We start from the raw sequence: 23,585 nt of genomic DNA on the forward strand, positions 1-23,585 counted from the left end.
CCACTACGTTCCAGCGGCTGCCGCCGAGCGCGCGGGGCCGCGAACCTCAGGGGTGGGCAGGGCATCGGCGCGGCATTCGGGATGCCGCGCCGATGGAGAGCGCGCGAGACCGACTCAGACGTTGAAGCCGAGGGAACGGAGCTGGTCGCGGCCCTCGTCAGTGATCTTGTCCGGCCCCCACGGCGGCAGCCACACCCAGTTGATCCGGATGTCCGAGACGAGCCCGCCGCCCGGACCGGTGGTCAGCGCCTGTCGGGTCTGGTCCTCGATCACGTCGGTGAGCGGGCAGGCGGCCGAGGTCAGCGTCATGTCCAGGGTGGCGACGTTCTCGTCGTCGATATGCACGCCGTACAGCAGGCCCAGGTCGACGACGTTGATGCCCAGCTCCGGGTCCACGACGTCCTTCATCGCCTCCTCGACGTCGTCGACGGCGGCCTTGCCGCCGCCGACCGCCGCCGGACCGTCAGTCGCCGCCGGACCGTCAGTCGCCACCGGACCGCCGGCCGCCGGACCACCGGACGTAGCCGGGCTGTCGGTCGCCACGGCGCCCGTCTCCGGCGTGGTGCTCTCCTCGCTCATGCCTCAACCTCGGTCGGGCTCGCGCCCACACCGGCGCGTGCCGCGGCGTCCTTGAACGCCATCCACGGCAACAGCGCGCATTTGACCCGGGCGGGATAGCGGGCTACGCCCTCGAAGGCCACCCCGTCACCGAGCACGTTCTCGTCCGGCGTGACCTGGCCACGACCGGACATCAGCGCCACGAACGCCTCATGCACCTCGAACGCGTCGGCCGTACCCCGGCCGGTCAGCAGTTCGTGCAGCACGCTCGCGGACGCCTGGCTGATCGAGCAGCCGACACCGTCGTACGACACGTCGTGCAGCGTGTCTCCGTCGGTGGCCACCCGGATGGTCACCTCGTCTCCACAGGTCGGATTGACGTGGTGCGCCTCGCCCACCTGGTGGGCCGGGTCTGCGTCGCGCAGCCCGCGGCCCTGTGGGCGCTTGTAGTGATCCAGGATGATCTCCTGGTAAAGAAACTCAAGCTGCATCAGGCTGAACTCCCCACGACTCGCCCAGGCTCCTGCGTCGCCCGGCTCATCGGAACACCTTCCGCACCTGCTCCAGGCCCGCCACCAGGGCGTCGATCTCGTCGCTGGTGGTGTAGAGGTAGAACGAGGCCCGGGTGGTGGCCGGCACTCCGAACCGGGTGCAGACCGGCCGGGCACAGTGGTGGCCGACCCGTACCTGCACGCCGAGGGAGTCCAGCACCTGGCCCACGTCGTGCGGGTGCACGTCACCGAGGGCGAAGGAGATGGTGCCGCCCCGGCCGACCGGCACCTCCGGACCGAAGATCCGCAGGCCGGGCACGGTGCCCAGGGCATCCAGCGCGTACGCGGTCAGCTGCTTCTCGTGCCACTGGACGGCCCGCATGCCGATGCCGGTCAGGTAGTCGACGGCCGCACCCAGCGCGACCGCCTCGGCGATCGGCGGGGTGCCCGCCTCGAATCGGGCCGGTGGTGCGGCATACGTCGAACCGGCCATCGTCACCGTCTCGATCATCGAGCCGCCGCCGAACACCGGCGGCATGGCCGCCAGCAGGTCGGTACGCCCCCAGAGCACCCCGATGCCGGTCGGGCCGCACATCTTGTGCCCGGTGAAGACGATGAAGTCGGCGTCCAGGTCGACCACGTCGATCGGCATGTGCGGGACCGACTGCGAGCAGTCCAGCAGCAGCAGCGCCCCCACCTCGCGGACCCGGGCGGTGATCCGTGACGTGGCGTTGACCGTGCCGAGGATGTTGGACATGTGCACCAACGAGACGATCTTCGTCCGTTCGTTGACCAGGTCCGTCAGCCCCGACTCGTCCAGCCGTCCGTTGTCGGTGACGCCGAACCAGCGCAGCGTCGCGCCGGTGCGCTCGGCCAGCAGCTGCCACGGGACGATGTTCGAGTGGTGCTCCATCTCCGAGATGACGATCTCGTCACCCGGCCCGAGCCGGAATCGAGGGTCGGCGTCGGGCCGCAGCGAGGCGTTGGAGAACGCGTACGCCACGATGTTGATCGCCTCGGTGGAGTTCTTGGTGAAGACCACCTCGTCGACGCTGGGCGCGTTGACGAACGCGGCGACCTTCGCCCGGGCCCCCTCGTATGCCTCGGTCGCCTCGGTGCCCAGCGTGTGCACCGACCGGGACACGTTCGCGTTGTGTTGCGCGTAGTGCTCGGCCAGCACGTCGAGCACCTGGCGTGGCTTGTGCGAGGTGTTGGCGCTGTCGAGGTAGACCAGCGGATGCCCGTTGATCTCCCGAGCCAGGATCGGGAAGTCGGCGCGTACCGCCGCCACGTCGTAGCTCGGCGCGTCGTCGTACTGCGGCATCCCCGGCGGGATCGCGATGGTGGTCATCGTCGTGACCGGCCCTTCCTTCGGGATCAGACCCGCGCCGAACCGGCCCCGGCCGCGTACCGCTCGTAGCCGGACTCCTCGAGCTTGTCGGCCAGCTCCGGACCGCCCTGCTCGACGATCCGGCCGGCGACGAAGACGTGCACGAAGTCGGGCTTGATGTAGCGCAGGATCCGGGTGTAGTGGGTGATCAGCAGCAGGCCGGTGTCACCGGTGTCGCGCACCCGGTTCACCCCCTCGCTCACCACCCGCAGCGCGTCCACGTCGAGGCCGGAGTCGGTCTCGTCGAGGATGGCCATCTTGGGCCTGAGCAGCTCCAGCTGCACGATCTCGTGCCGCTTCTTCTCGCCGCCGGAGAAGCCCTCGTTGACGTTGCGCTGGGCGAAGGCCGGGTCCATGTGCAGGCGCTCCATGGCGCCGCGCAGTTCGCCGCCCCAGGTGCGCAGCTTCGGCGCCTCGCCGTCGAGGGCGGTCTTGGCGGTGCGCAGGAAGTTCGCCACCGAAACGCCGGGCACCTCGACCGGGTACTGCATGGCGAGGAAGAGACCGGCGCGGGCCCGCTCGTCGACGGAGAGTTCCAGCACGTCGACGCCGTCCAGGGTCACCGAACCGCCGGTGATCTCGTACTTCGGGTGGCCGGCGATCGAGTATGCCAGGGTCGACTTGCCGGAGCCGTTCGGCCCCATGATGGCGTGGGTCTCCCCGGAGCGCACGGTCAGGTCGACACCGGCCAGGATCGGCTTGAGCTCACCCTCGGGCAGCTTGACCGACACCTGCAGGTCACGAATCTCCAGGGTGCTCATTTTCGGGTCACTCCATTGCTCGGCGTCGGGCGGCCGTCGTCGCCCACGGGAAGGTAGATGTCGCCGTCGCGGACTTCGACGGGGTAGACGGGTACTGGTTCGGTGGCGGGCAGCCCGGTGGGCTCGCCGGTACGCAGGTCGAAACGGGAGCCGTGCAGCCAGCACTCCAACGTGCACCCGTCCACCTCCCCTTCGGAGAGGGCGACCGCGGCGTGTGAGCACTCGTCGAACACGGCGTGGAACGAGCCGTCGTCGGCGTGCACCAGCGCGATCTGGGTGCCGTCGACGTCCGCGCTGATCGCGGTGCCCTTCGGCACGTCCTCGACGGCGCAGATCCGGATCATCAGGCGCCCGCCTTGGTCAGCCGATCCTCGATCGTCGCGCCGAGCCGCTCGCGCAGCTCCTCGACCGGGATCTTGTTCAGCAGCTCGGCGAAGAAGCCGCGTACCACCAGGCGCCGGGCCTCGCTCTCCGGGATGCCCCGGGCCATCAGGTAGAACAGCTGCTCGTCGTCGAAGCGCCCGGTGGCGCTCGCGTGACCGGCACCGGCGATCTCGCCGGTCTCGATCTCCAGGTTCGGCACGGAATCGGCGCGCGCACCGTCGGTGAGCAGCAGGTTCCGGTTGATCTCGTACGTGTCGGTGCCCGTCGCCTCCGCGCGGATCAGCACGTCGCCGACCCAGACCGTGCGGGCGCTCTCCCCCTGCAGCGCGCCCCGGTAGCCGACGTAGCTGCGGCAGTCCGGCACGGTGTGGTCGACCAGTTGGCGGTGCTCCAGGTGCTGGCCGGAGTCGGCGAAGTAGACGCCGTACAGCTCGGCCTCGCCGCCCCGGTCGGTGTACTCCACCGTGGTGTGCTGACGGACCAGGTCGCCGCCGAGGGTGACCTGCACGTGCAGTACCCGCGCGTTGCGGCCCAGCCGCACCTTCAGGTGCTGCGCCTGCACCGCGTCGTCGGCCCAGTCGGCGACGGTGACCAGAGTCAGCTTCGCCCCGTCGCCGACCGTCACCTCGACGTTGTCGGCCAGCGTGGTCGAGCCCACCTGCTCCAGCACCAGGACCGCCTCGGCGAACCGCTCCACCTGCACCACGGTGTGCCCGAAGGCCACCCCGTCGGTGCCCTCGCCGATCACCCGCAGGGTCGCCGGCCCGCTGATCACGGCGTCCTGCGCCACCCGCACCAGCAGCGCCTGCGCGGCACCGCCGTACGCCAGCGCGCTGACCCGGTCGAACGGGGTGAGCACCCCGCCCACCCGTGGGTCCTCGGTGCCGATCCGCTCGACGGTCACGCCCTCGGGCAGGTCGGCGTACTCGTGCCGGACCGTGGCGGTGGCGGTCGGGTCGTCGCCGACCAGCCCGCGCAGCCGCTTGAGCGGGGTGAAGCGCCACTCCTCCTCCAGGCCGGTGAGGGCCGGGAAGTCAGCGACGTCGTACGAGCGCAGCGCCTGCGACTTGGTGCTGGGCGGCGCGGAAGCCTGGGTAGTCATCTCTTCCTTGCTTGTATCTGCGACGACGGTGTCAGTTGAACCGGAGGCGGACCGGGACCAGGCACGGCCCGCCACGACGCGGCGGCGTCAGCCGACCGCGCCCTCCATCTGCAGCTCGATCAGGCGGTTGAGCTCCAGGGCGTACTCCATGGGCAGTTCCTTGGCGATCGGCTCGATGAAGCCGCGCACGATCATCGCCATCGCCTCGTCCTCGCTGAGACCCCGGCTCATCAGGTAGAAGAGCTGGTCCTCGCTGACCTTGGAGACGGTCGCCTCGTGCCCCATCGACACGTCGTCCTCACGGATGTCGACGTACGGGTAGGTGTCCGAGCGGGAGATCGTGTCGACCAGCAACGCGTCGCACTTGACCGTGCTGCGGCTGTTGGTCGAACCCTCCAGCACCTGCACCAGCCCCCGGTACGAGGTGCGGCCGCCGCCCCGGGCGATCGACTTCGACACGATGGTGCTGCTGGTGTGCGGCGCGGCGTGCACCATCTTGGCACCCGCGTCCTGGTGCTGGCCCTCGCCGGCCATGGCGACCGAGAGCACCTCGCCCTTGGCGTGCTCGCCGGTCATGTAGACCGCCGGGTACTTCATGGTCACCTTGGAGCCGATGTTGCCGTCGATCCACTCCATGGTCGCGCCCTCGTGGCACACGGCACGCTTGGTGACCAGGTTGTAGACGTTGTTGGACCAGTTCTGGATGGTCGTGTAGCGGCACCGGGCGTTCTTCTTGACGATGATCTCCACCACGGCGCTGTGCAGCGAGTCCGAGGAGTAGATGGGCGCGGTGCAGCCCTCGACGTAGTGCACGTACGCGCCCTCGTCGACGATGATCAGCGTCCGCTCGAACTGGCCCATGTTCTCGGTGTTGATCCGGAAGTACGCCTGCAGCGGGATCTCCACCTGCACGCCCTTCGGCACGTAGATGAACGAGCCACCGGACCAGACCGAGGTGTTCAGCGCGGCGAACTTGTTGTCGCCGACCGGGATGACCGTGCCGAAGTACTCCTTGAAGACGTCCTCGTGCTCCTTGAGCGCGGTGTCCGTGTCCAGGAAGAGGACGCCCTGCTCCTCCAGATCCTCACGGATCTTGTGGTAGACCACCTCGGACTCGTACTGGGCGGCGACACCGGCGACCAGGCGCTGCTTCTCCGCCTCCGGGATACCCAGCTTGTCGTAGGTGTTCTTGATGTCCTCGGGCAGGTCCTCCCAGCTGGTGGCCTGCTTCTCGGTGGAGCGCACGAAGTACTTGATGTTGTCGAAGTCGATCCCGGTGAGGTCGGCGCCCCAGGCCGGCATCGGCTTGCGCCCGAACAGCCGCAGGCCCTTCAGACGCAGGTCGAGCATCCAGGCCGGCTCGTTCTTCTTGGCCGAGATGTCCCGCACCACCGCCTCGTTGAGGCCACGCTGGGCGACCGCCCCGGCGACGTCGGAGTCGGCCCAGCCGTACTCGTAGTTGCCCAGGGCGGCGAGCTGCTCCTCCTGGGTCAGGGGCTGGACGATCTGCTCGGTCATCTATCTGTCCTCACAGTGGTGACGGTCATACCGGACTGGGCGCGCGGCGGGCCGGGAATGTGCGTGGTGCACACCCCGTCGCCGTGCGCGATGGTGGCCAGGCGCTGCACGTGGGTGCCGACCAGGCGGGAGATCACCGTGGTCTCGGCCTCGCACAGCGCGGGGAACTCGGCGGCCACGTGTGCCACCGGGCAGTGATGCTGGCAGAGCTGGCCACCGGAGGCGATCGTGGACGCACTGGCAGCGTATCCCTCGGCGGTGAGCGCCGCGGCGAGTGCCTCCGCACGGGCCATCGGGTCGTCCCCCGCGTCGGCCAGGGCGGCCCGGCAGCGGGCCTCCAGCGCGGCCACCTGCTCGGCGGCGAACCTCTCCACCGCCTGGGAGCCGCCGGTGCGAGCGATCCAGCGCAGCGCGGCGGTGGCCATGTTGTCGTAGTGGTGGGTGCCACACCGGCTGCGCGCCGCGTCGGTCAGCAGGAACACCTTGGCCGGCCGGCCCCGCCCGCGGTGGCCGCGCACGGCCTGCTCGCGGGCGACGACGTCGCCGTCGACCAGCATCGCGTCGAGGTGCCGGCGAATCGCCGCCGGGCTGAGTCCCAGCGCGTCGCCCAACTGGGCGGCGGTGGCGGCGCGGCGCTCCAGCAGCAGCTGGGTGACCCGGTCGCGGGTCGGCAGGTCCGCTGCGGCAGTGCCGGGAGGCACGGACGCGGCCTGGGCGGCCGACACCGGCCCGCCGGCGGCCACCCAGGCCCCCGGCTGGTGCCCGGTGAGCCCCGCCGCCTTTTTCACAACGCCCACGTTACGTAATTCAGTCAGGGCCTGCAAACGCGGGGTCCGGTGATCCGAGCCACCGCATGGGCGGAGTCACCCGATCGGCGACAACTACGGTGCGTAGGATTCGCCTCGTGAAGCGACCCGCCCGGTTCCCGGTCTCCACCACCCTGCTGCGCCGTCTCGCGTTCGCCAACATCGTCGCGAACGCCGCGATCGTCGTCACCGGCGGGGCCGTCCGACTGACCGCCTCCGGGTTGGGCTGCCCCACCTGGCCGCGGTGTACCGACGAGTCGTACACCGCCACGGCCGAGATGGGCCTGCACGGGATGATCGAGTTCGGTAACCGGCTGCTCAGCTTCGTACTGGTGCTGATCGCGGGCGCCACCCTGCTGGCCGCGCTGGCGCACCGCCCGCGCCGCCGGGGTGTGGTGCCGCTCGCGCTGGCCGTCGTCCTCGGCATCGTGGCGCAGGCGGTGATCGGCGGGATCACCGTACGTACCCAGCTGCACCCCTCGATCGTGGGTATCCACTTCGTGGTCTCGATGCTGCTGCTGCTCGTGGCGTACGCCCTGTGGCGGCGGGTGGGCGAGCCGGACGGCCGCAAGGTCCCGCTGGTGCCGTCGGCGCTGCGCGCCCTGACCTGGGTCACCGTGGTGGCCAGCGTTGCGGTGATCATCGTCGGGGTAGCGGTGACCGGCAGCGGTCCGCACGCCGGTGACGCCGACGCGGTCCGCAACGGCCTCGACCCGCAGACGATCTCCCAGATCCATGCCGACCTGGTGTTCCTGCTCGTCGGCCTGACCGTCGGCCTCTGGCTGGCCCTGCGCGCGGTCGGCGCGCCGGCGCACACCGTCCGCGCCGCGCTGACCCTGCTCCTGGTCGAGCTCGGCCAGGGCGTGATCGGCTTCGTGCAGTACTTCACGAACCTGCCGGCGTTGCTGGTCGGCATCCACATGCTCGGTTCCTGCCTGGTCTGGCTCGCCACCCTGGCCGTGCTCTGGTCGATCCGCGAACGCCGCCCGGCCGAGGCATCCCCCGCCGGCGCCGCCGCGCCGGCCGAAGCGCGTACGGCGTCGCTCACTGTCTGACCACGCGATGCCGGACACGGGGTCGGCAGATGCGCGACCGACCGGCGGTCAGGCGCGGGTGAGCTGGGTGACGATGGCGTCGGCGAAGCGCTCGGGCGCACCGTCGGCGTGCCCGAGGAACAGCGAGGGCTCGGTCAGCTCCAGTTCCACCAGCACCGGCGTGCCGTCCGGGCCGGGAATCAGGTCCACCCGGGCGTAGAGCAGCCGGTCCGTGCCGCCGGGCACCGCCGCGAGGGTCTTCGCCGCGACCCCGCGCTGGGCCGGGTCGGCCGTCCGAGCGGTGATCTCCTCGGGCTTGTAGAGACCATCGGCGCCCTCGTCGGGGCCGGTCAGCATCGGCCCCTTACGGATGGCGTGGCTGAAGGCCAGCCCGTCCGGGCCGGCGAGGAAGAGCAGTGCCGTCTCGCCCGCGGTGTCGACGGCGGTCAGGTACGGCTGGACCATGGCCACCCGCCCGGCCGCGCCGAGGCGACGGAGGTGGGCCAACGCGAGGTCTCGGTGTCGCGGGTCGGCCAGGTCGTAGCGGCCGGTGTCCTGGCTGCCCGCGCTGACGACCGGTTTGATGACGTACTCGCCCCGGTCGGCCGGCGGCTGCCACGGCTCACCGGGCAGGACCCAGCTGGTCGGTACGGTCGGCACGCCGGCGGCGGAGAGCTCGTCCAGGTAGCGCTTGTCGGTGTTCCAACGCACCACGTCGGCCGGGTTGACCAGCCGGGGCACCCGCCCGGCCCAGGTGACGAACTCCTCGCGGCGGAACATGTAGTCCCAGGGCGAGCGGAGCACGACGAGGTCGTAGCCGGCCCAGTCGACGCCCGGGTCGTCCCAGACGACGGGTTCGGCGATGATCCCACGCGCGGACAGTGGGGCGAGGACGAGTCGGTCGTCCTCGTCGAGATCGGCCAGTGCCGTACAGGTGACGAGAGCGACCCGGGGTTCCCCCCGGGCCGGCTGGTGGTGGTCGGTCAATTTATCTCAACGCGCCATCGTGCGCCGGGCCATCGAACGCCAGAGGTCGTTGCTCGGACGCATCTGGTCCATCAGCTCCCGCTCCCAGGCGTTCTCCACGGCCACTCCGGCCTGCCCGCAGGCATCCCGGGCGACGACCGTGTCCTCGGCGAACTGGTCGCCCCAGGCGCCGTCGGAACCCACCAGGACGATGCGTGCGCCGCGCTTGCCGACGTACTCGATGACCGCCTTCGCCCCGCCGTGCTCGGCGGCGAACGACTTGATGCCGGCGACCAACCCGTTGGGGGTCGGTGCGGAGGCGGTCTGATCAGCCGTCAGCGTCGTATCGGAACCATCTGCCATAACCCGCAGCCTATGCAGACAACCACTTGGAGGGGCGAGAACCGTGAAGCTTTTGTGATTCCGATTACCCGCGAGTTTAAGGAACACCAAAGGCGTTTCGCGGGCATTTATCCGGACCAAGCACGCCTAAACGACGCGCCAGAACACCATCAACCGACCCAGGATTGAGCGGATGAGACTCATCCCTCAGTGACCGAAAATTATCGACAATACGGACAATGACGCATCGGTCCAGATCTACCCGACTGTCGTTAAGAGGGGGCCCTTCCTATACATCAGGCGTTAAGAAGGGGCCCTTCCTTACGCCAGTCAGAGCAGGGCGTCGAGGGCCGCGGCGGCGAAGACGATCGTCAGGTACGTCGTCGACCAGTGGAACAGCCGCATCGGCTTCACCGGCTCGCCCCGGCGGGCCCGCCCGGCGAGCTTGTGCGCCTCGACCAGGAAGATCGTGCCAACCACCAGTGTCGGCACGCCGTAGACGGGCCCCAGACCCAGCGCCCAGACCGCCAGCGAGGTGAGCACCGTCAGCCAGGCGAACAGCACGATCTCGGCGTTGACCCGCCGGACCGAGGCCACCACCGGAAGCATCGGGATGCCCGCCCGGGCGTAGTCGTCCTTGTACTTCATGGCGAGCGGATAGAAGTGCGGCATCTGCCAGAAGAAGACCACCCCGAACAGCGCCCACGCCACCGGCGACAACGAGCCGGTCACCGCCGCCCAGCCGATCAGCACCGGCGCGGCCCCGCAGGCGCCGCCCCAGAAGGTGTTCGCCGCCGTCGTGCGCTTGAGCCACAGGGTGTAGATGACGTCGTAGTAGACGATCGCGGCCAGGGTCAGCCCGGCGGCGAGCAGGTTGGTGAAGGCCGCCATCAGCGCGACCGATACGGCCGCCAACGTCAGACCGAAGATCAGCGCGTTGCGGGGCGTCACGGTGTGCGCGGGCAGCGGCCGGCGCTTCGTCCGCCGCATCAGCTGGTCGATGTCGCGGTCGATGTAGCAGTTGAGCACGCTGGCCGCCCCGGCCGCGAGCGAACCGCCGACCAGCACCACCGCGACCAGCCACAGCGACGGCATCCCGCCGTGCGCGAGCATCATCGCCGGCACGGTGGTGACCAGCAGCAGCTCCACGATCCGCGGCTTGGTCAGCGTCACGTACGCCGCCACCACCGTCCGCAGGTCACGGGAACGAACCGGGGCCTCCTCCGCCGTGCACACCGGCGACTGCCCGGCAGGATCACTGACGGGGCGCTCGGTGACCATGCTCACGGATTGCCACCTTCCGGCATCGGCAGGGGAGGTCGGGGCGGCGGGACCCGGCTCGGGTCCACACGCCGCCCCCACACACTACGCGTTGTCGTTTTGCCTGCCCGGGCGACCCGGCAACGGTGCGGGCCGTCACACCAGCGGCTGACCGGCACCCCCGGGGGGCCGCTGAACCAGGACGCCAGCCGGAAACGTACAGACCAGCATGCTGAGATCCTCGGGCGCACGTTTAGCAACGCTCGATAGGGTCACCAGTGAGGGTTCCGCCCATCTCGCCGAGGAGCACAAACCACCGTGGCTGCCAACCGACCCGCGCACCCCGCACTTGACTGGTCCGACCTCGACCGCCGTGCCGTGGACACTGTCCGCGTACTGGCCATGGACGCCGTGGAGAAATCCGGCAATGGCCACCCCGGCACCGCGATGAGTCTCGCCCCCGCGGCATACCTGCTGTTCAACCGGGTGATGCGGCACAACCCGGCCGATCCGAACTGGCCCGGACGGGACCGGTTCGTGCTCTCCGCCGGCCACTCCAGCCTGACGCTGTACATCCAGCTCTTCCTCGCGGGCTACCCGCTCAGCCTGGAGGACCTGAAGTCGCTGCGGCAGTGGGGCTCACTCACCCCGGGTCACCCCGAGCACGGGCACACCCCCGGTGTGGAGACCACCACCGGCCCGCTCGGGCAGGGCCTGGGCAACGCCGTCGGCATGGCGATGGCGGCACGCCGCGAGCGCGGCCTGTTCGACCCGGAGACCGAGGCCGGCGAGTCGGCCTTCGACCACCACATCTGGTGCATCGCCTCCGACGGGGACATCGAGGAGGGCATCAGCCACGAGGCCAGCGCCCTGGCCGCGCACCAGCAGCTGGGCAACCTCTGCGTGATCTACGACGACAACGAGATCTCGATCGAGGACGACACCCGGATCGCGTTGAGCGAGGACGTGGCCGCGCGCTACGCCGCGTACGGCTGGCACGTGCAGCAGGTCGACTGGCGGCGCGGCGAGGCCGACAAGAGCGACTACCACGAGAACGTCGAGGAGCTGTACCAGGCGCTGCTGGCCGCCAAGGCCGAGACCGGCCGTCCGTCGTTCATCGCACTGCGCACCATCATCGGCTGGCCGGCGCCGAACAAGCAGAACACCGGCAAGATCCACGGCTCGGCGCTGGGCGCCGACGAGGTGGCCGCCACCAAGGAGATCCTCGGCTTCGACCCGACCGCCTCGTTCGAGGTCACCGAGGAGGTGCTGCGCCACACCCGGACGGCGCTGAGTCGCGGGGAGACCGAGCAGCGGAAGTGGACGACCGCCTTCGACGCGTGGACCAAGGCCAACCCGGAGCGCCGCGCGTTCTACGACCGGATGGCCGACCGGATCCTGCCCGAGGGTTGGACCGACGCGCTGCCGGAGTTCCCCGCCGACGCCAAGGGCGTCGCCACCCGGGCCGCCTCCGGCAAGGTGCTGGCGGCGCTCGCGCCGGTGCTGCCCGAGCTGTGGGGCGGCTCCGCCGACCTGGCCGAGAGCAACAACACCACGATGAAGGGCGAGCCGTCCTTCGTCCCCAGCCAGTACGCCACCAAGGAGTTCCCCGGCCACGAGTACGGTCGGACGCTGCACTTCGGCATCCGCGAGCACGCGATGGGCGCGATCCTCAACGGCATCGCCCTGCACGGCGGCACCCGCCCGTACGGCGGCACCTTCCTGGTGTTCAGCGACTACATGCGCCCCTCGGTGCGGCTCGCCGCGCTGATGAAGCTGCCGGTGATCTACGTCTGGACGCACGACTCCATCGGCCTCGGCGAGGACGGCCCGACCCACCAGCCGGTGGAGCACCTGAGCGCGCTGCGGGCCATCCCCGGCCTGGACGTGGTCCGCCCGGCCGATGCCAACGAGACGGTCTGGGCGTGGCGACAGGCCCTCGAACACACCGACCGGCCGACCGCGCTGGCGCTGAGCCGGCAGGCCCTGCCGACGCTGGACCGCACGCAGCTGTCCTCGGCCGCCGGGGTCGCCAAGGGCGGCTACGTGCTGGCCGAGGCCTCCGGCGGCAAGCCGCAGGTGATCATCGTCGGCACCGGCTCCGAGGTGCAGCTCTGCCTGACCGCGCGGGAGCGGCTGGAGGCCGACGGCACCCCCACCCGAGTGGTCTCGATGCCCTGCCAGGAGTGGTTCTACGAGCAGGACGAGGCGTACCGGGAGTCGGTGCTGCCGCGCGGGGTAAAGGCAAAGGTGAGCGTGGAGGCGGGCATCGCGATGTCCTGGCGCGGGATCGTCGGTGACTGCGGCGAGAGCGTCAGCCTGGAGCACTACGGCGCGAGTGCCCCGCACTCCGTGCTCTTCGAGCAGTTCGGCTTCACCCCTGACCGGATCGTCGCCGCCGCAAACGCGGCGCTGACCCGGGTCGGGGACATCACCGGTTTCACGACCGGCAACTGAGGGAGGCGTTGGCGTACATGACGACCGACAGGCTGGGCGAGCTCACCGCCACGGGAGTGGCGGTCTGGCTCGACGATCTTTCCCGGGTACGACTCTCCTCCGGCGGGCTGGACCAGCTGCGCCGGGAGAAGCACGTCGTCGGGGTGACCACCAACCCGACGATCTTCGCCAAGGCGCTGAGCGACGCCGACGAGTACGACTGGCAACTGCGCGACCTGGCCGGTCGGGGCGTCGACGTCGAAGAGGCCGTGCGCATGCTCACCACGTACGACGTGCGGTGGGCCTGCGACGTGATGCGCCCGTCGTACGACGCCAGCGGGGGCGTCGACGGCCGGGTCTCCATCGAGGTCGATCCGCGGCTGGCCCACGAGTCGCAGCGCACGGTGGCCGAGGCCCGGGCGCTGTGGTGGCTGGTCGACCGGCCGAACCTGTTCATCAAGATCCCGGCGACCGAGGCCGGCCTGCCGGCGATCACCGCGGCGCTGGCCGAGGGGATCAGCGTCAACGTGACGCTCATCTTCGGCCTGGACCGCTACTCGCAGGTGATGGAGGCGTTCCTGACCGGCCTGGAGCAGGCGAAGGCGAACGGCCACGACCTGAGCAAGATCGGTTCGGTGGCCTCGTTCTTCGTCTCCCGGGTCGACAGCGAGGTCGACGCCCGGTTGGAGAAGATCGGTTCGGAGCAGGCCAGGGCGCTGCGCGGCAAGGCCGCCGTCGCCAACGCCCGGCTGGCGTACGAGCGCTACGCCGAGGTCTTCTCCACCGACCGCTGGCAGGCGCTGGCCGAGGCCGGGGCGCACCCGCAGCGACCGCTGTGGGCCTCCACCTCGACCAAGAACCCGGACTACCGGGACGTGATCTACGTTGAGGAGCTGATCGCCCCCGGCACGGTCAACACCATGCCGGAGCCGGTCATCCACGCCTACGCCGAGCACGGCGAGACCCACCCGGACACCATCACCGGGGCCTACGACGACGCCCGCGGCGTCTTCGCCGACCTGGAGTCGGTGGGCGTGGACCTGGCCGACGTGATCGCCACGCTGGAACGCGAGGGCGTGGAGAAGTTCGAGGCCAGCTGGAGCGAACTGCTCGATGGGGTACGCAAGTCGCTGGCCGCCGCCGGGCAGGGCGCGGACAACCCCAGTGACGCCGCCAGCGGCAACGCCGACGCCGCCGCGCGGGCCGGAGGAAATGCGTGACGGTACGCCCCGGTGTCACCCACGTCGCCGCCCCGCGAGGGTGGCGGCGTGGGTGAGCTGCTGGCCGCGCCGGCCGAGGCCGCCGCGGGCCTCGCGGTGTACGGCGCGCGGGCCGTCGACGGCGACGCGCCGGCCTCCACCCGACAGGCGCTCGTCGACGCCGACGTACCCGGCCGGCTCGCCGCCAAGGACCCGACCCTGTGGGGTCCGGACGCGGCGGCCGACGCGGCGGCCGGACTCGGCTGGCTGGATACCCACCGCCGCAGCCGCGAACTGCTCCCCCAGCTGGCCGAGCTGACGGCGGAGCTCGGCGACCTGGATCACGTGGTGCTCGCCGGCATGGGCGGCTCGTCGCTCGCGCCGGAGGTCATCGCCCGCACCACCGGCCGGCCGCTGACCGTGCTCGACACCACCGATCCCGGGCAGGTCCGCGCCACGCTGGCCGACCGGCTGGAGCGCACCGTCGTGGTGGTGGCCAGCAAGTCCGGCGCCACCGTGGAGACCGACAGCCTGCGGCGGGCGTACTGGCAGGCGTTTCTGGACGCGGGGATGACCGAGGCCGAGGCCGGCCGGCACTTCGTGGTGGTGACCGACCCGGGCTCACCGCTGGAGGCGGTCGCCGCCGAGATGGGCGCGATCATGGTGCCCGCCGACCCCGAGGTAGGTGGCCGGTACTCGGCGCTGACCGCGCTCGGGCTGGTTCCCTGCGCGCTGGCCGGTGTCCCGGTGACCGACCTGCTCGACCAGGCCGACGCGTACGCGGCGTCGCTGGGCCGCACGGAGGACAATCCGGGGCTGGCGCTCGGTGCCGCTCTCGCCACCGCCGCCACCGCCGGACGAGACAAGATCGCGCTATTCGCCGACGGCACCGGCGTCGAAGGGCTCGGCGACTGGGTGGAGCAGTTGCTCGCCGAGTCCACCGGAAAGGACGGCCTCGGCATCCTGCCCGTGGTGCTCGAGTCACCGGAGCACCCCGGGGTGACCGGTCCCGGTGTGCTCACCATCAGCTACGGCGGCGCGCTGGCCGCCGGTGACGTGCCCGGCTCCGGGGCCGCCGCGCCCGACGTGGCGGTGAACGGGCCGCTCGGCGCCCACTTCCTGGCCTGGGAGTACGCGACCGCTGCCGCCGCCATCGTGCTCGGGGTGAACCCGTTCGACCAGCCGAACGTGACCGAGGCCAAGGAACACACCAGCGCGATCCTGGCCGGCGACGCGTCGACACCGGCGCCGTCGTCCACCGAGGGCGCGATCGAGGTGTACGCGCCGGCGGGTACCCCCGGCGACCTGGCCGGCGCGCTGCGCCACCTGCTCGACGGGGTGCACGACGAGGGCTACCTGGCGGTGACGGCGTACCTCGACCGGAACGCCGACGCGGGCGTGGCCCAGCTGCGTCCGCTGCTGGCCGTGGCCACCGGCCGGCCGGTCACCTTCGGTTGGGGACCGCGCTACCTGCATTCCACGGGGCAGTACCACAAGGGCGGGCCGCCGGCAGGTAGCTTTCTTCAGATAACCGGTACCGTCGACGTTGATCTACCGGTGCCTGGAAAGCCGTACTCCTTCGGGGAGCTACAGGCGGCGCAGGCCGCTGGCGACCGGCGGGCCCTGTCCGGTCGCGAACGCCCGATGCTGCGCCTGCACCTGACCGAGCGGTCGGCGGGCCTGGCCCAGCTGTTCGATGCGGTCGGGTCGCTGCGAGCATGACGATGGACGACGTGGACGAGCGGAGCGAGGAGGCAGCGTGAACCCGCTGCGCGACCCGCAGGACCGGCGGCTGCCGCGGATCCCGGAGCCGTGTGCTCTGGTGATCTTCGGAGTGACCGGTGACCTGGCCCAGAAGAAGCTGTTGCCCGCGGTCTACGACCTGGCCAACCGGGGGCTGCTGCCGCCCGGTTTCGTCGTCGTCGGTTTCGCCCGACGGGACTGGGGCGACGCCGACTTCGCCTCGCTCGCCCGCGAGGCGGCCAAGGCACACTCGCGTACCCCGTGGCGGGACGAGGTGTGGTCGAGGCTCGAGCACAACATCAAGTTCGTCGGTGGGTCGTTCGACGACGACACCGCCTTCGACAATCTCGCGCACTGCCTGGAGGGCCTGCGCGACAGCCACGGCATCCACGGCAACGCGGCGTTCTACTTCTCCATCCCGCCGAACGCGTTCCCGGTGGTGCTCAAGCAGCTCGCCCGCACCGGCATGGCCGACAACGAGAAGTGCGGCGGCTGGCGGCGGGTGGTGGTGGAGAAGCCGTTCGGCAACGACCTGCCCTCGGCCAAGGCGCTCAACGACCTGGTCGACGACGTCTTCACCCGGCAGGACGTGTTCCGCATCGACCACTACCTGGGCAAGGAGACGGTCCAGAACATCCTCGCCCTGCGCTTCGCCAACAGCCTCTTCGAGCCACTGTGGAACTCGCAGTACGTCGACTCGGTGCAGATCACCATGGCCGAGGACGTCGGGATCGGCAGCCGGGCCGGCTTCTACGACTCCGTCGGCACCGCCCGGGACGTGCTGCAGAACCACCTGCTGCAACTGCTCGCCCTGGTCGCGATGGAGGAGCCCACCAGCTTCGACGCCGACGAGATCCGGGCCGAGAAGCTCAAGGTACTCAAGGCCATCACGCTGCCGCAGGACGTCACCGAGGGCACCGTACGCGGGCAGTACCTGCCGGGCTGGGTCGCCGGCCAGCGGGCGAAGGGCTACCTGGAGGAGGACGGCGTCCCGCCGACCTCGACCACCGAGACGTACGTGGCGGTGCGGCTCGGCATCCAGAACCGCCGGTGGGCAGAGGTGCCGTTCTACATCCGGGCCGGCAAGCGGCTGCCCCGGCGGGTCACCGAGGTCGCGGTGATCTTCAAGCGGGCACCGCACCTGCCGTTCACCTCGGCGGACATGGAGATGCTCGGCAACAACCAGCTGGTGATCCGGGTCCAGCCGGACGAGGGCGTGGTGCTCAAGTTCGGCTCCAAGGTGCCGGGGACCACCATGGAGGTCCGCGACATCGCGATGGACTTCCAGTACGGCGAGGCGTTCACCGAGGCCAGCCCGGAGGCGTACGAACGGTTGGTGCTCGACGTGCTGATCGGCGACCGGACGCTCTTCCCGGACGCCGCCGAGGTCGAGCAGAGCTGGGCCGTGGTGGACCCGCTGGAGCACGCCTGGGAGGGCACGAAGCCCGAGCCATACCGGTCCGGCGAGTGGGGCCCCCGGGCCGCCGACGAGATGCTGGCCCGCGAGGGCCGGGCCTGGCGGCGGGCGTGAGCGGGTACGGCGAGCGAAGCAGGAGGCTCCGTTGATCGGACTGTGGGACACCACCGGCAACGAGGTGGTCAAGGCGCTCGCCGCAGAACGGCGCAGCGCCGGCGGGGTGGCCAGCGGCATGGCACTGACCCTGATCGTGGTGGTCGACGAGAAGCGGGTCCGCGACGCGGAGGCGGCGGCCACGATCGCCGCCGCCGCCCACCCGTGCCGGCTGCTGGTGGTCGTCCGTTCCGACGTGGACCGCGATCGCAACCGCCTCGACGCGGAGATCGTGGTCGGCGGTCGGCTCGGCCCGTGCGAGGCCGTGGTGATGCGGATGTACGGACGGCTGGCGCTGCACGCCGAGTCGGTGGTGATGCCGCTGCTGGTGCCGGACGTACCGGTGGTGACCTGGTGGCACGGCGAACCACCGGAGGAGATCGCCACCGACTTCCTCGGTGTCGTCGCCGACCGCCGGATCACCGACTCCGCGCAGGCCGCCGACCCCATCGCGGCGCTGCGGCAGCGGGCTCGGGACTTCGCCCCCGGCGACACCGACCTCGCCTGGACCCGGATCACCCCGTGGCGCACCCTGGTCGCCGGGGCGTTCGACACCACCGAGGCGCGGCTCACCGAGGCCGCGGTGGTCGCGCCGCCGACCGACCCGACCGCCGCGCTGATGCGCGGCTGGCTGCGTAGCCGGCTGGACATCAAACCGCGCTGGGACCGGACCCGGGAGTTCCCCCGGATGCGGGAGGTGCAGCTGCGCTGTGCCAACGGCGACGAGCTGACGCTGACCCGCGAGGACAGCATGGCCACCTTCCGCCGTACCGGACAGGAGGACCGGGTGCTCCCGCTGGTGCGCCGGCCGCTCGGCGACGAGCTGGCCGAGGAGTTGCGCCGGCTCGGCCCCGACCAGGTCTACGCGGAGGCGCTGGGCACCTTCGCCGGGCTGACCAACCTGGACCGCCGGCCCGGCCAGCGGGTGCACGTCTGGCGTGACCCGGCCACCGCCAGACGGGCCGAGGCGGGCGTCACCGCCCATGCGGCCACGAACACCGACTCCTGACCCGTCCCGCCCCCGAACGTATGACACCGACCGCCGCGCGGTCCCGGAAGGACACCATGAGTGAGGCGAGTGTCGCCGTCCATGCCGACGCCGACCTGCTGGCGCAGGCGGTCGCGGCCCGGTTGGTGGTGAGGCTGCTCGACGCTCAGGCCGAGCGCGGCCAGGCGTCGGTGGTGCTCACCGGCGGGCGGGTCGCCGCCGCGGTCTACCGGGCGGTGGGCGCGTTGCCGGCCCGGGACGCCGTGGACTGGTCGCGGGTCGACTTCTGGTGGGGCGACGAGCGGTTTCTGCCCTCCGGTGACCCCGAGCGCAACGAGACCCAGGCCCGGGCGGCGCTGCTCGACTCGCTGCCGGTGGATCCCGCCCGGGTCCACGCCATGCCGGCCGCCGACGCCGGTGCCGACCCGGAGGAGGCTGCCGCCCGGTACGCGGCGGAGCTGGCTCGGGCGGCCCGGCCCGGCACCGCCACGCTTCCCCACTTCGACGTGCTGATGCTCGGCGTCGGCGAGGACGGGCACGTCGCCTCGGTCTTCCCGGAGCACCCGGTGCACTACGAGAGCCGTCCGGTCAGCGCGGTCCGGGGCAGCCCGAAGCCACCGCCGGTGCGGATCACCCTCACCCTCCCGACGATCAACACCGCCGAGGAGGTGTGGCTGGTGGCCGGCGGTGCCGACAAGGCGCACGCGGTCGGCATGGCGCTGGCCGGCGCCGGACCGGTGCAGATCCCGGCCGCCGGTGTGCAGGGCACCAGCCGCACCCTCTGGCTGCTGGACCGGGCCGCCGCCGCCGACGTCCCCGCCCGCCTACGCAGCCTGCGGTGAAAGGAAGGGCCCCCTATTAACGCCTGGTGAGGTGAAGGGGCCCCTTCTTAACACCGAGCGGCCTGCTCCGGACCGGGCAGTCGGCTCGGGTGCGGCGCCGCCGAGCGCAGGCACGAGGGTGCGTGGGGCGCGGGCTCAGCGGCGTCCGCGCCGCCGGCGCAGGGCGGCGAGGGCCTCGGCGAGGATCGCCTCACCCTCGGCGTCGGTACGCCGCTCCTTCACGTACGCCAGGTGGGTCTTGTACGGCTCCGCCCTGGTCCGGCCCGGCGGATCCTGGGCATCCTGACCGGCCGGCAGGCCGCAGCGCGGGCAGTCCCAGACGGTCGGAGCCGTCACGTCCGCGACGATTCGGATGTCGGTGCGGTGCCCGTTGCGGCACCAGTAGCTGACCGACCGGCATGGGACCGGCAGGTGACGTTCGGGGTGGCGCGGGGGCGCGGACCCGACCCGGGCGCCCCGGATGACGTGGCCGTTCGGCACGGCGCTAGCTCCTGTCGTCGGAGGGGGCCGCCGTCGAGGGGTGGACGGCGGGCGACGCGGTGCAGCGGGTGAAACGGACTGCGCGCGGCCCGTCGAGTGACGGACCGCGCGCAGATTGTACGACTTGGGAGCCTGCTCAGACGCCCGTACCCACCTCGAGCCGGAGCCAGAGGCCGAGCCCGATGATGCAGGCGAACCAGACGATGCCCACCAGAACGGTGTAGCGGTCGAGGTTCTTCTCAGCCACCGACGACCCGGCCAGGCTGGAGCTGACGCCACCGCCGAACATGCTGGACATCCCACCACCCTTGCCCCGGTGCAGCAGGATGAACAGGGTGAGCAGGACGCTCGTGATGACCAGCAACACGATCAACGTGTAGGCGAACCAGATCGGCATGGCGGGGGTCAGTCCTCTCGTTACGATCCTCGCCCGGGCAGTTCGGGCACGGCGGCACCGACCGGCGGACGGGCGGAGTCAAGGATAGCGAGCGATCAGCCGGTGATGTGCTCCGGGAACCGGCAGATCTTCGCGAACTCCTCGGCGTCCAGGCTGGCGCCGCCCACCAGGGCGCCGTCCACGTCCGGCTGCGCCATGATCGAGGCGACGTTCGACGACTTCACCGAGCCGCCGTAGAGGATCCGGACCTTCTCGGCGGTGCCCTGGTCGAAGGAGTCGGCCAACCGGGCCCGCAGGGCGCCGCACACCTCCTGGGCGTCCTCCGGCGTGGCCGTCTTGCCGGTGCCGATCGCCCAGACCGGCTCGTACGCGACCACCACCTGGGCGACCTGCTCCGCGCTCAGCCCCTTCAGGGCCGCGTCGAGCTGGGCGGTGCAGTGCGCCACCTGACCGCCCTGCTCCCGGACGTCCAGCCCCTCGCCCACGCAGAGGATGGGGGTGATTCCGTGGGTCAGCGCCGCCTGCACCTTGGCACCGACCAGGGCGTCGTCCTCGTGGTGGTAGGCGCGCCGCTCGGAGTGCCCGACCACCACGTACGTGCAGCCCAGCTTCGCCAGCATCGGCCCGGCGATCTCGCCCGTGTAGGCGCCCGAGGCGTGCGGGGAGAGGTCCTGCGCGCCGTAGCCGATCAGCAGTTTGTCGCCCTCCACCACGGTCTGCACCGTACGCAGGTCGGTGAAGGGTGGCAGGACCACCGTCTCCACCTCGGTCAACTGCTTCTCGTTCAGGCTGGCCGCCAGCTTCTGCACCAGCAGGTTCGCCTCAAGGTGGTTGAGGTTCATCTTCCAGTTGCCGGCCATCAGCGGCCGGCGGGGAGCGCTCGCCATCAGTTCTCCAGTGCCGCGATGCCGGGGAGGGTCTTGCCCTCCAGGTACTCCAGGGAGGCGCCGCCGCCGGTGGAGATGTGCCCGAAGTCCTTCTCGTCGAGCCCGAGGGCCCGGACCGCGGCTGCCGAGTCGCCGCCGCCGACCACGCTGAACGCCTCCGCGGCCGCGATCGCCTCGGCGACGCCCCGGGTGCCGTTGGCGAAGGCGGGCATCTCGAACACGCCCATCGGCCCGTTCCAGAAAATCGTCCTCGCGTTCGTTGACTCACCGCACGCGGACTGCTTCAGCGCGGCGGCGAAACCCGCGACGGTCTTCGGCCCGATGTCGAGCCCGACCCGGTGGCTGGGGATGCCGTCGGCCGGCACCACGTCGTGCGCCGCGTCCGGCGCGAAGGCGTCCGCGGCCACCACGTCGACCGGGAGCATGATCTTGTCCCCGCCGCGCTCCAGCAGGTTGCGGCAGGTCTCGACCATGTCCTTCTCCAGCAGCGAGGTGCCCACCTCGTGGCCCTGCGCCTTGAGGAAGGTGAAGCACATGCCGCCACCGATGAGCAGCCGGTCCACGGTCGGCAGCAGCGCCTCGATCACGGCGAGCTTGTCGGAAACCTTGGAACCGCCCAGCACCACCACGTAGGGGCGCTCGGGTGAACCGGTGAGCGTGGAGAGCACCTCCACCTCGCGCAGCACGAGGCGGCCGGCGACGTGCGGCAGCCGGGCGGGTACGTCGTAGACGCTGGCGTGCTTGCGGTGCACCGCGCCGAAAGCGTCGTCCACGTACGCGTCACCGAACGCGGCGAGCTGGTCGGCGAAGGCGCCCCGCTCGGCGTCGTCCTTGCTGGTCTCTCCCTTGTTGAAGCGGAGGTTCTCCAGCAGCGCGACCTCGCCGTCGGCGAGCGCCGCCACGGTGGCCTGGGCCGACTCGCCGACCGTGTCGGTGGCGAAGTGCACCGGCGTGCCGAGCAGCTGACCGAGTCGACCGGCGACCGGGGTGAGGCTGAACTGCGGATCCGGTGCGCCCTTGGGCCGGCCGAGGTGGGAGCAGACGACAACCTTCGCACCGGCCTCGGTGAGCGCACCGAGGGTCGGCAGCACCGCGCGGATCCGGCCGTCATCCGCGATGTCGCCGGTCTGCTTGTCGAGTGGGACGTTCAGGTCGGCGCGTACCAGCACGCGCCGACCCGACACCCCCTCGGCGAGCAGGTCGTCGAGGGTACGGATGCTCACAGCGACTGACCCACCAGCTTGACCAGGTCGACCAGGCGGTTCGAGTAGCCCCACTCGTTGTCGTACCAGCCGACCACCTTGACCTGGTTGCCGATGACCTTGGTCAGCGGCGCGTCGAAGATGCACGACGCCGGGTCGGTGACGATGTCGGCCGACACGATCGGGTCCTCGTTGTACACCAGGATGCCCTTCAGCGGCCCCTCGGCGGCAGCCTTCAGTGCGGCGTTGACCTCGTCCACCGTGGTCTCCCGGCCGACCTCGACGGTCAGGTCGGTGGCCGAGCCGGTGGGGATCGGCACCCGCAGCGCGTACCCGTCGAGCTTGCCCTTGAGGTCCGGCAGCACCAGGCCGATGGCCTTCGCGGCACCGGTCGAGGTCGGCACGATGTTCAGCGCGGCGGCCCGGGCCCGGCGCAGGTCCGAGTGCGGCGCGTCCTGCAGGTTCTGGTCCTGCGTGTACGCGTGGATGGTGGTCATCAGACCCTTGGTGATGCCGAACGTGTCGTGCAGCACCTTCGCCATCGGCGCCAGACAGTTGGTGGTGCAGGAGGCGTTCGAGATGATGGTGTGCTTGGCCGGGTCGTACTGGCCCTGGTTGACGCCCATCACGACGGTGACGTCCTCGTTCTTCGCCGGGGCGGAGATGATGACCTTCTTGGCCCCGCCGTCGACGTGCGCCTTTGCCTTGGTGGCGTCGGTGAAGAAGCCGGTCGACTCGATGACGATGTCGACGCCCAGGTCACCCCAGGGCAGCTTGGCCGGGTCCTTCTCCGCGTACGCCTTGATGGTCTTGCCACCGACGGTGATCTCGTCGGCGGTGGCCTTGACCTCGTGCGGGAGGCGGCCCAGGATGCTGTCGTACTTGAGCAGGTGAGCGAGCGTCGCGTTGTCGGTCAGGTCGTTGACGGCCACGACCTCGACGTCAGCGCCGGACGCCAGCACTGCCCGAAAGAAGTTACGGCCGATCCGGCCGAAGCCGTTGATGCCAACCCGGATGGTCACAGGTCCCATCTCCTCGCGTTCTGGTCCGCCGGCGTGGAGACCCTCGGCCGGCGAAGTGGTGTGCGCCGACCGTTGAGCCGGCCGTTGACGGTTCATCTCGGCCGCCCCGCCGCGGTCTGAGGGACCGGACCGCCCGAGGCGGTGGGTGCGGCGGGGAGCGCCGGTGCCGGCCCCCTTGCCGTACGCAGCGACCCTATCCGAGCGCGC

23 protein-coding genes are annotated in these 23,585 nt (G+C 70.9%); 7 read left to right on the forward strand and 16 right to left on the reverse strand.

Annotated elements, in window-relative coordinates; translation table 11 throughout:
* Positions 1–114: 114 nt before the first annotated feature.
* From BMY89_RS24900 to BMY89_RS24935, 8 genes are all read right to left on the reverse strand, one after another.
* A complete protein-coding gene (locus tag BMY89_RS24900; protein ID WP_092382501.1) occupies positions 115–579 on the reverse strand; it encodes a metal-sulfur cluster assembly factor in 465 nt (154 codons plus the stop codon).
* Entirely contained in the window at positions 576–1,049 is a 474-nt protein-coding gene (sufU, locus tag BMY89_RS24905) for a Fe-S cluster assembly sulfur transfer protein SufU (RefSeq protein WP_092382502.1), read from the reverse strand. The genes BMY89_RS24900 and sufU overlap by 4 nt, the downstream gene beginning before the upstream one ends.
* A gap of 46 nt (positions 1,050–1,095) precedes the next feature.
* Positions 1,096–2,400, reverse strand: a complete 1,305-nt coding sequence (locus BMY89_RS24910) for a cysteine desulfurase (protein ID WP_092382503.1) — start codon at positions 2,398–2,400, stop codon at positions 1,096–1,098.
* 26 nt (positions 2,401–2,426) lie between these two features.
* Positions 2,427–3,200, reverse strand: a complete 774-nt coding sequence (sufC, locus tag BMY89_RS24915; protein WP_092382504.1) for a Fe-S cluster assembly ATPase SufC — start codon at positions 3,198–3,200, stop codon at positions 2,427–2,429.
* Positions 3,197–3,544 (reverse strand): non-heme iron oxygenase ferredoxin subunit, encoded by a 348-nt coding sequence (locus BMY89_RS24920; RefSeq protein ID WP_092382505.1) that lies wholly within the window; start codon positions 3,542–3,544, stop codon positions 3,197–3,199. Before BMY89_RS24920 ends, sufC begins: the two co-directional genes overlap by 4 nt.
* Entirely contained in the window at positions 3,544–4,686 is a 1,143-nt protein-coding gene (sufD, locus tag BMY89_RS24925; RefSeq protein ID WP_092382506.1) for a Fe-S cluster assembly protein SufD, read from the reverse strand. Before sufD ends, BMY89_RS24920 begins: the two co-directional genes overlap by 1 nt.
* Before the next feature lie 87 nt (positions 4,687–4,773).
* A complete protein-coding gene (gene sufB, locus BMY89_RS24930; RefSeq protein ID WP_092382507.1) occupies positions 4,774–6,204 on the reverse strand; it encodes a Fe-S cluster assembly protein SufB in 1,431 nt (476 codons plus the stop codon).
* Complete coding sequence (locus tag BMY89_RS24935) at positions 6,201–6,992, reverse strand: helix-turn-helix transcriptional regulator (RefSeq protein ID WP_372433288.1); 792 nt, start codon at positions 6,990–6,992, stop codon at positions 6,201–6,203. The genes sufB and BMY89_RS24935 overlap by 4 nt, the downstream gene beginning before the upstream one ends.
* Before the next feature lie 98 nt (positions 6,993–7,090).
* Between BMY89_RS24935 and BMY89_RS24940 the strand changes: the two genes are divergently transcribed.
* On the forward strand, positions 7,091–8,065 hold the full coding sequence (locus BMY89_RS24940; protein WP_175510419.1) for a COX15/CtaA family protein: 975 nt from the start codon (positions 7,091–7,093) through the stop codon (positions 8,063–8,065).
* Positions 8,066–8,113: 48 nt separating this feature from the next.
* On the opposite strand, the gene BMY89_RS24945 is transcribed toward BMY89_RS24940, so the two are convergent.
* The 3 genes from BMY89_RS24945 to BMY89_RS24955 form a co-directional block, all read right to left on the reverse strand.
* The gene (locus BMY89_RS24945) at positions 8,114–9,031 is read right to left on the reverse strand and encodes an ATP-grasp domain-containing protein (protein ID WP_092382509.1); all 918 of its coding nucleotides are present in this window, start codon (positions 9,029–9,031) and stop codon (positions 8,114–8,116) included.
* Positions 9,032–9,037: 6 nt separating this feature from the next.
* On the reverse strand, positions 9,038–9,373 hold the full coding sequence (locus BMY89_RS24950) for a hypothetical protein (protein ID WP_092382510.1): 336 nt from the start codon (positions 9,371–9,373) through the stop codon (positions 9,038–9,040).
* 309 nt (positions 9,374–9,682) lie between these two features.
* The gene (locus BMY89_RS24955) at positions 9,683–10,639 is read right to left on the reverse strand and encodes a heme o synthase (RefSeq protein ID WP_092382511.1); all 957 of its coding nucleotides are present in this window, start codon (positions 10,637–10,639) and stop codon (positions 9,683–9,685) included.
* Positions 10,640–10,930: 291 nt separating this feature from the next.
* Here BMY89_RS24955 and tkt point away from each other — a divergent pair, with 291 nt between their 5' ends.
* The 6 genes from tkt to pgl are packed head-to-tail and all read left to right on the forward strand — an operon-like array spanning position 10,931 to position 19,390.
* Positions 10,931–13,069, forward strand: a complete 2,139-nt coding sequence (tkt, locus tag BMY89_RS24960; RefSeq protein ID WP_092382512.1) for a transketolase — start codon at positions 10,931–10,933, stop codon at positions 13,067–13,069.
* A 17-nt stretch (positions 13,070–13,086) separates the two neighbouring features.
* Positions 13,087–14,268 carry a transaldolase gene (tal, locus tag BMY89_RS24965; protein WP_092382513.1) on the forward strand — a complete coding sequence of 394 codons (1,182 nt, stop codon included), beginning with the start codon at positions 13,087–13,089 and terminating at the stop codon, positions 14,266–14,268.
* A gap of 48 nt (positions 14,269–14,316) precedes the next feature.
* Positions 14,317–15,969 (forward strand): glucose-6-phosphate isomerase, encoded by a 1,653-nt coding sequence (locus BMY89_RS24970; protein ID WP_092382514.1) that lies wholly within the window; start codon positions 14,317–14,319, stop codon positions 15,967–15,969.
* A gap of 37 nt (positions 15,970–16,006) precedes the next feature.
* A complete protein-coding gene (gene zwf / locus BMY89_RS24975) occupies positions 16,007–17,521 on the forward strand; it encodes a glucose-6-phosphate dehydrogenase (RefSeq protein WP_092382515.1) in 1,515 nt (504 codons plus the stop codon).
* Between the two features lie 31 nt (positions 17,522–17,552).
* Entirely contained in the window at positions 17,553–18,569 is a 1,017-nt protein-coding gene (locus tag BMY89_RS24980) for a glucose-6-phosphate dehydrogenase assembly protein OpcA (RefSeq protein ID WP_092382516.1), read from the forward strand.
* Positions 18,570–18,625: 56 nt separating this feature from the next.
* A complete protein-coding gene (gene pgl, locus BMY89_RS24985) occupies positions 18,626–19,390 on the forward strand; it encodes a 6-phosphogluconolactonase (protein WP_092382600.1) in 765 nt (254 codons plus the stop codon).
* 135 nt (positions 19,391–19,525) lie between these two features.
* Here pgl and BMY89_RS24990 read toward each other — a convergent pair whose 3' ends face one another.
* The 5 genes from BMY89_RS24990 to gap form a co-directional block, all read right to left on the reverse strand.
* Positions 19,526–19,870: an RNA polymerase-binding protein RbpA gene (locus BMY89_RS24990; RefSeq protein ID WP_092382517.1), complete on the reverse strand. Its 345-nt coding sequence runs from the start codon at positions 19,868–19,870 to the stop codon at positions 19,526–19,528.
* Positions 19,871–20,006: 136 nt separating this feature from the next.
* Positions 20,007–20,267 (reverse strand): preprotein translocase subunit SecG, encoded by a 261-nt coding sequence (secG, locus tag BMY89_RS24995; RefSeq protein ID WP_092382518.1) that lies wholly within the window; start codon positions 20,265–20,267, stop codon positions 20,007–20,009.
* 95 nt (positions 20,268–20,362) lie between these two features.
* Positions 20,363–21,154: a triose-phosphate isomerase gene (tpiA, locus tag BMY89_RS25000; protein ID WP_092382519.1), complete on the reverse strand. Its 792-nt coding sequence runs from the start codon at positions 21,152–21,154 to the stop codon at positions 20,363–20,365.
* Positions 21,154–22,377 (reverse strand): phosphoglycerate kinase, encoded by a 1,224-nt coding sequence (locus BMY89_RS25005; protein WP_092382520.1) that lies wholly within the window; start codon positions 22,375–22,377, stop codon positions 21,154–21,156. Before BMY89_RS25005 ends, tpiA begins: the two co-directional genes overlap by 1 nt.
* On the reverse strand, positions 22,374–23,378 hold the full coding sequence (gene gap, locus BMY89_RS25010) for a type I glyceraldehyde-3-phosphate dehydrogenase (RefSeq protein ID WP_092382521.1): 1,005 nt from the start codon (positions 23,376–23,378) through the stop codon (positions 22,374–22,376). Before gap ends, BMY89_RS25005 begins: the two co-directional genes overlap by 4 nt.
* Positions 23,379–23,585 lie beyond the last annotated feature (207 nt).

The sequence above is a fragment of the Micromonospora phaseoli genome, from assembly GCF_900109115.1.
GTDB classification, from domain to species: Bacteria; Actinomycetota; Actinomycetes; order Mycobacteriales; family Micromonosporaceae; genus Micromonospora; species Micromonospora phaseoli.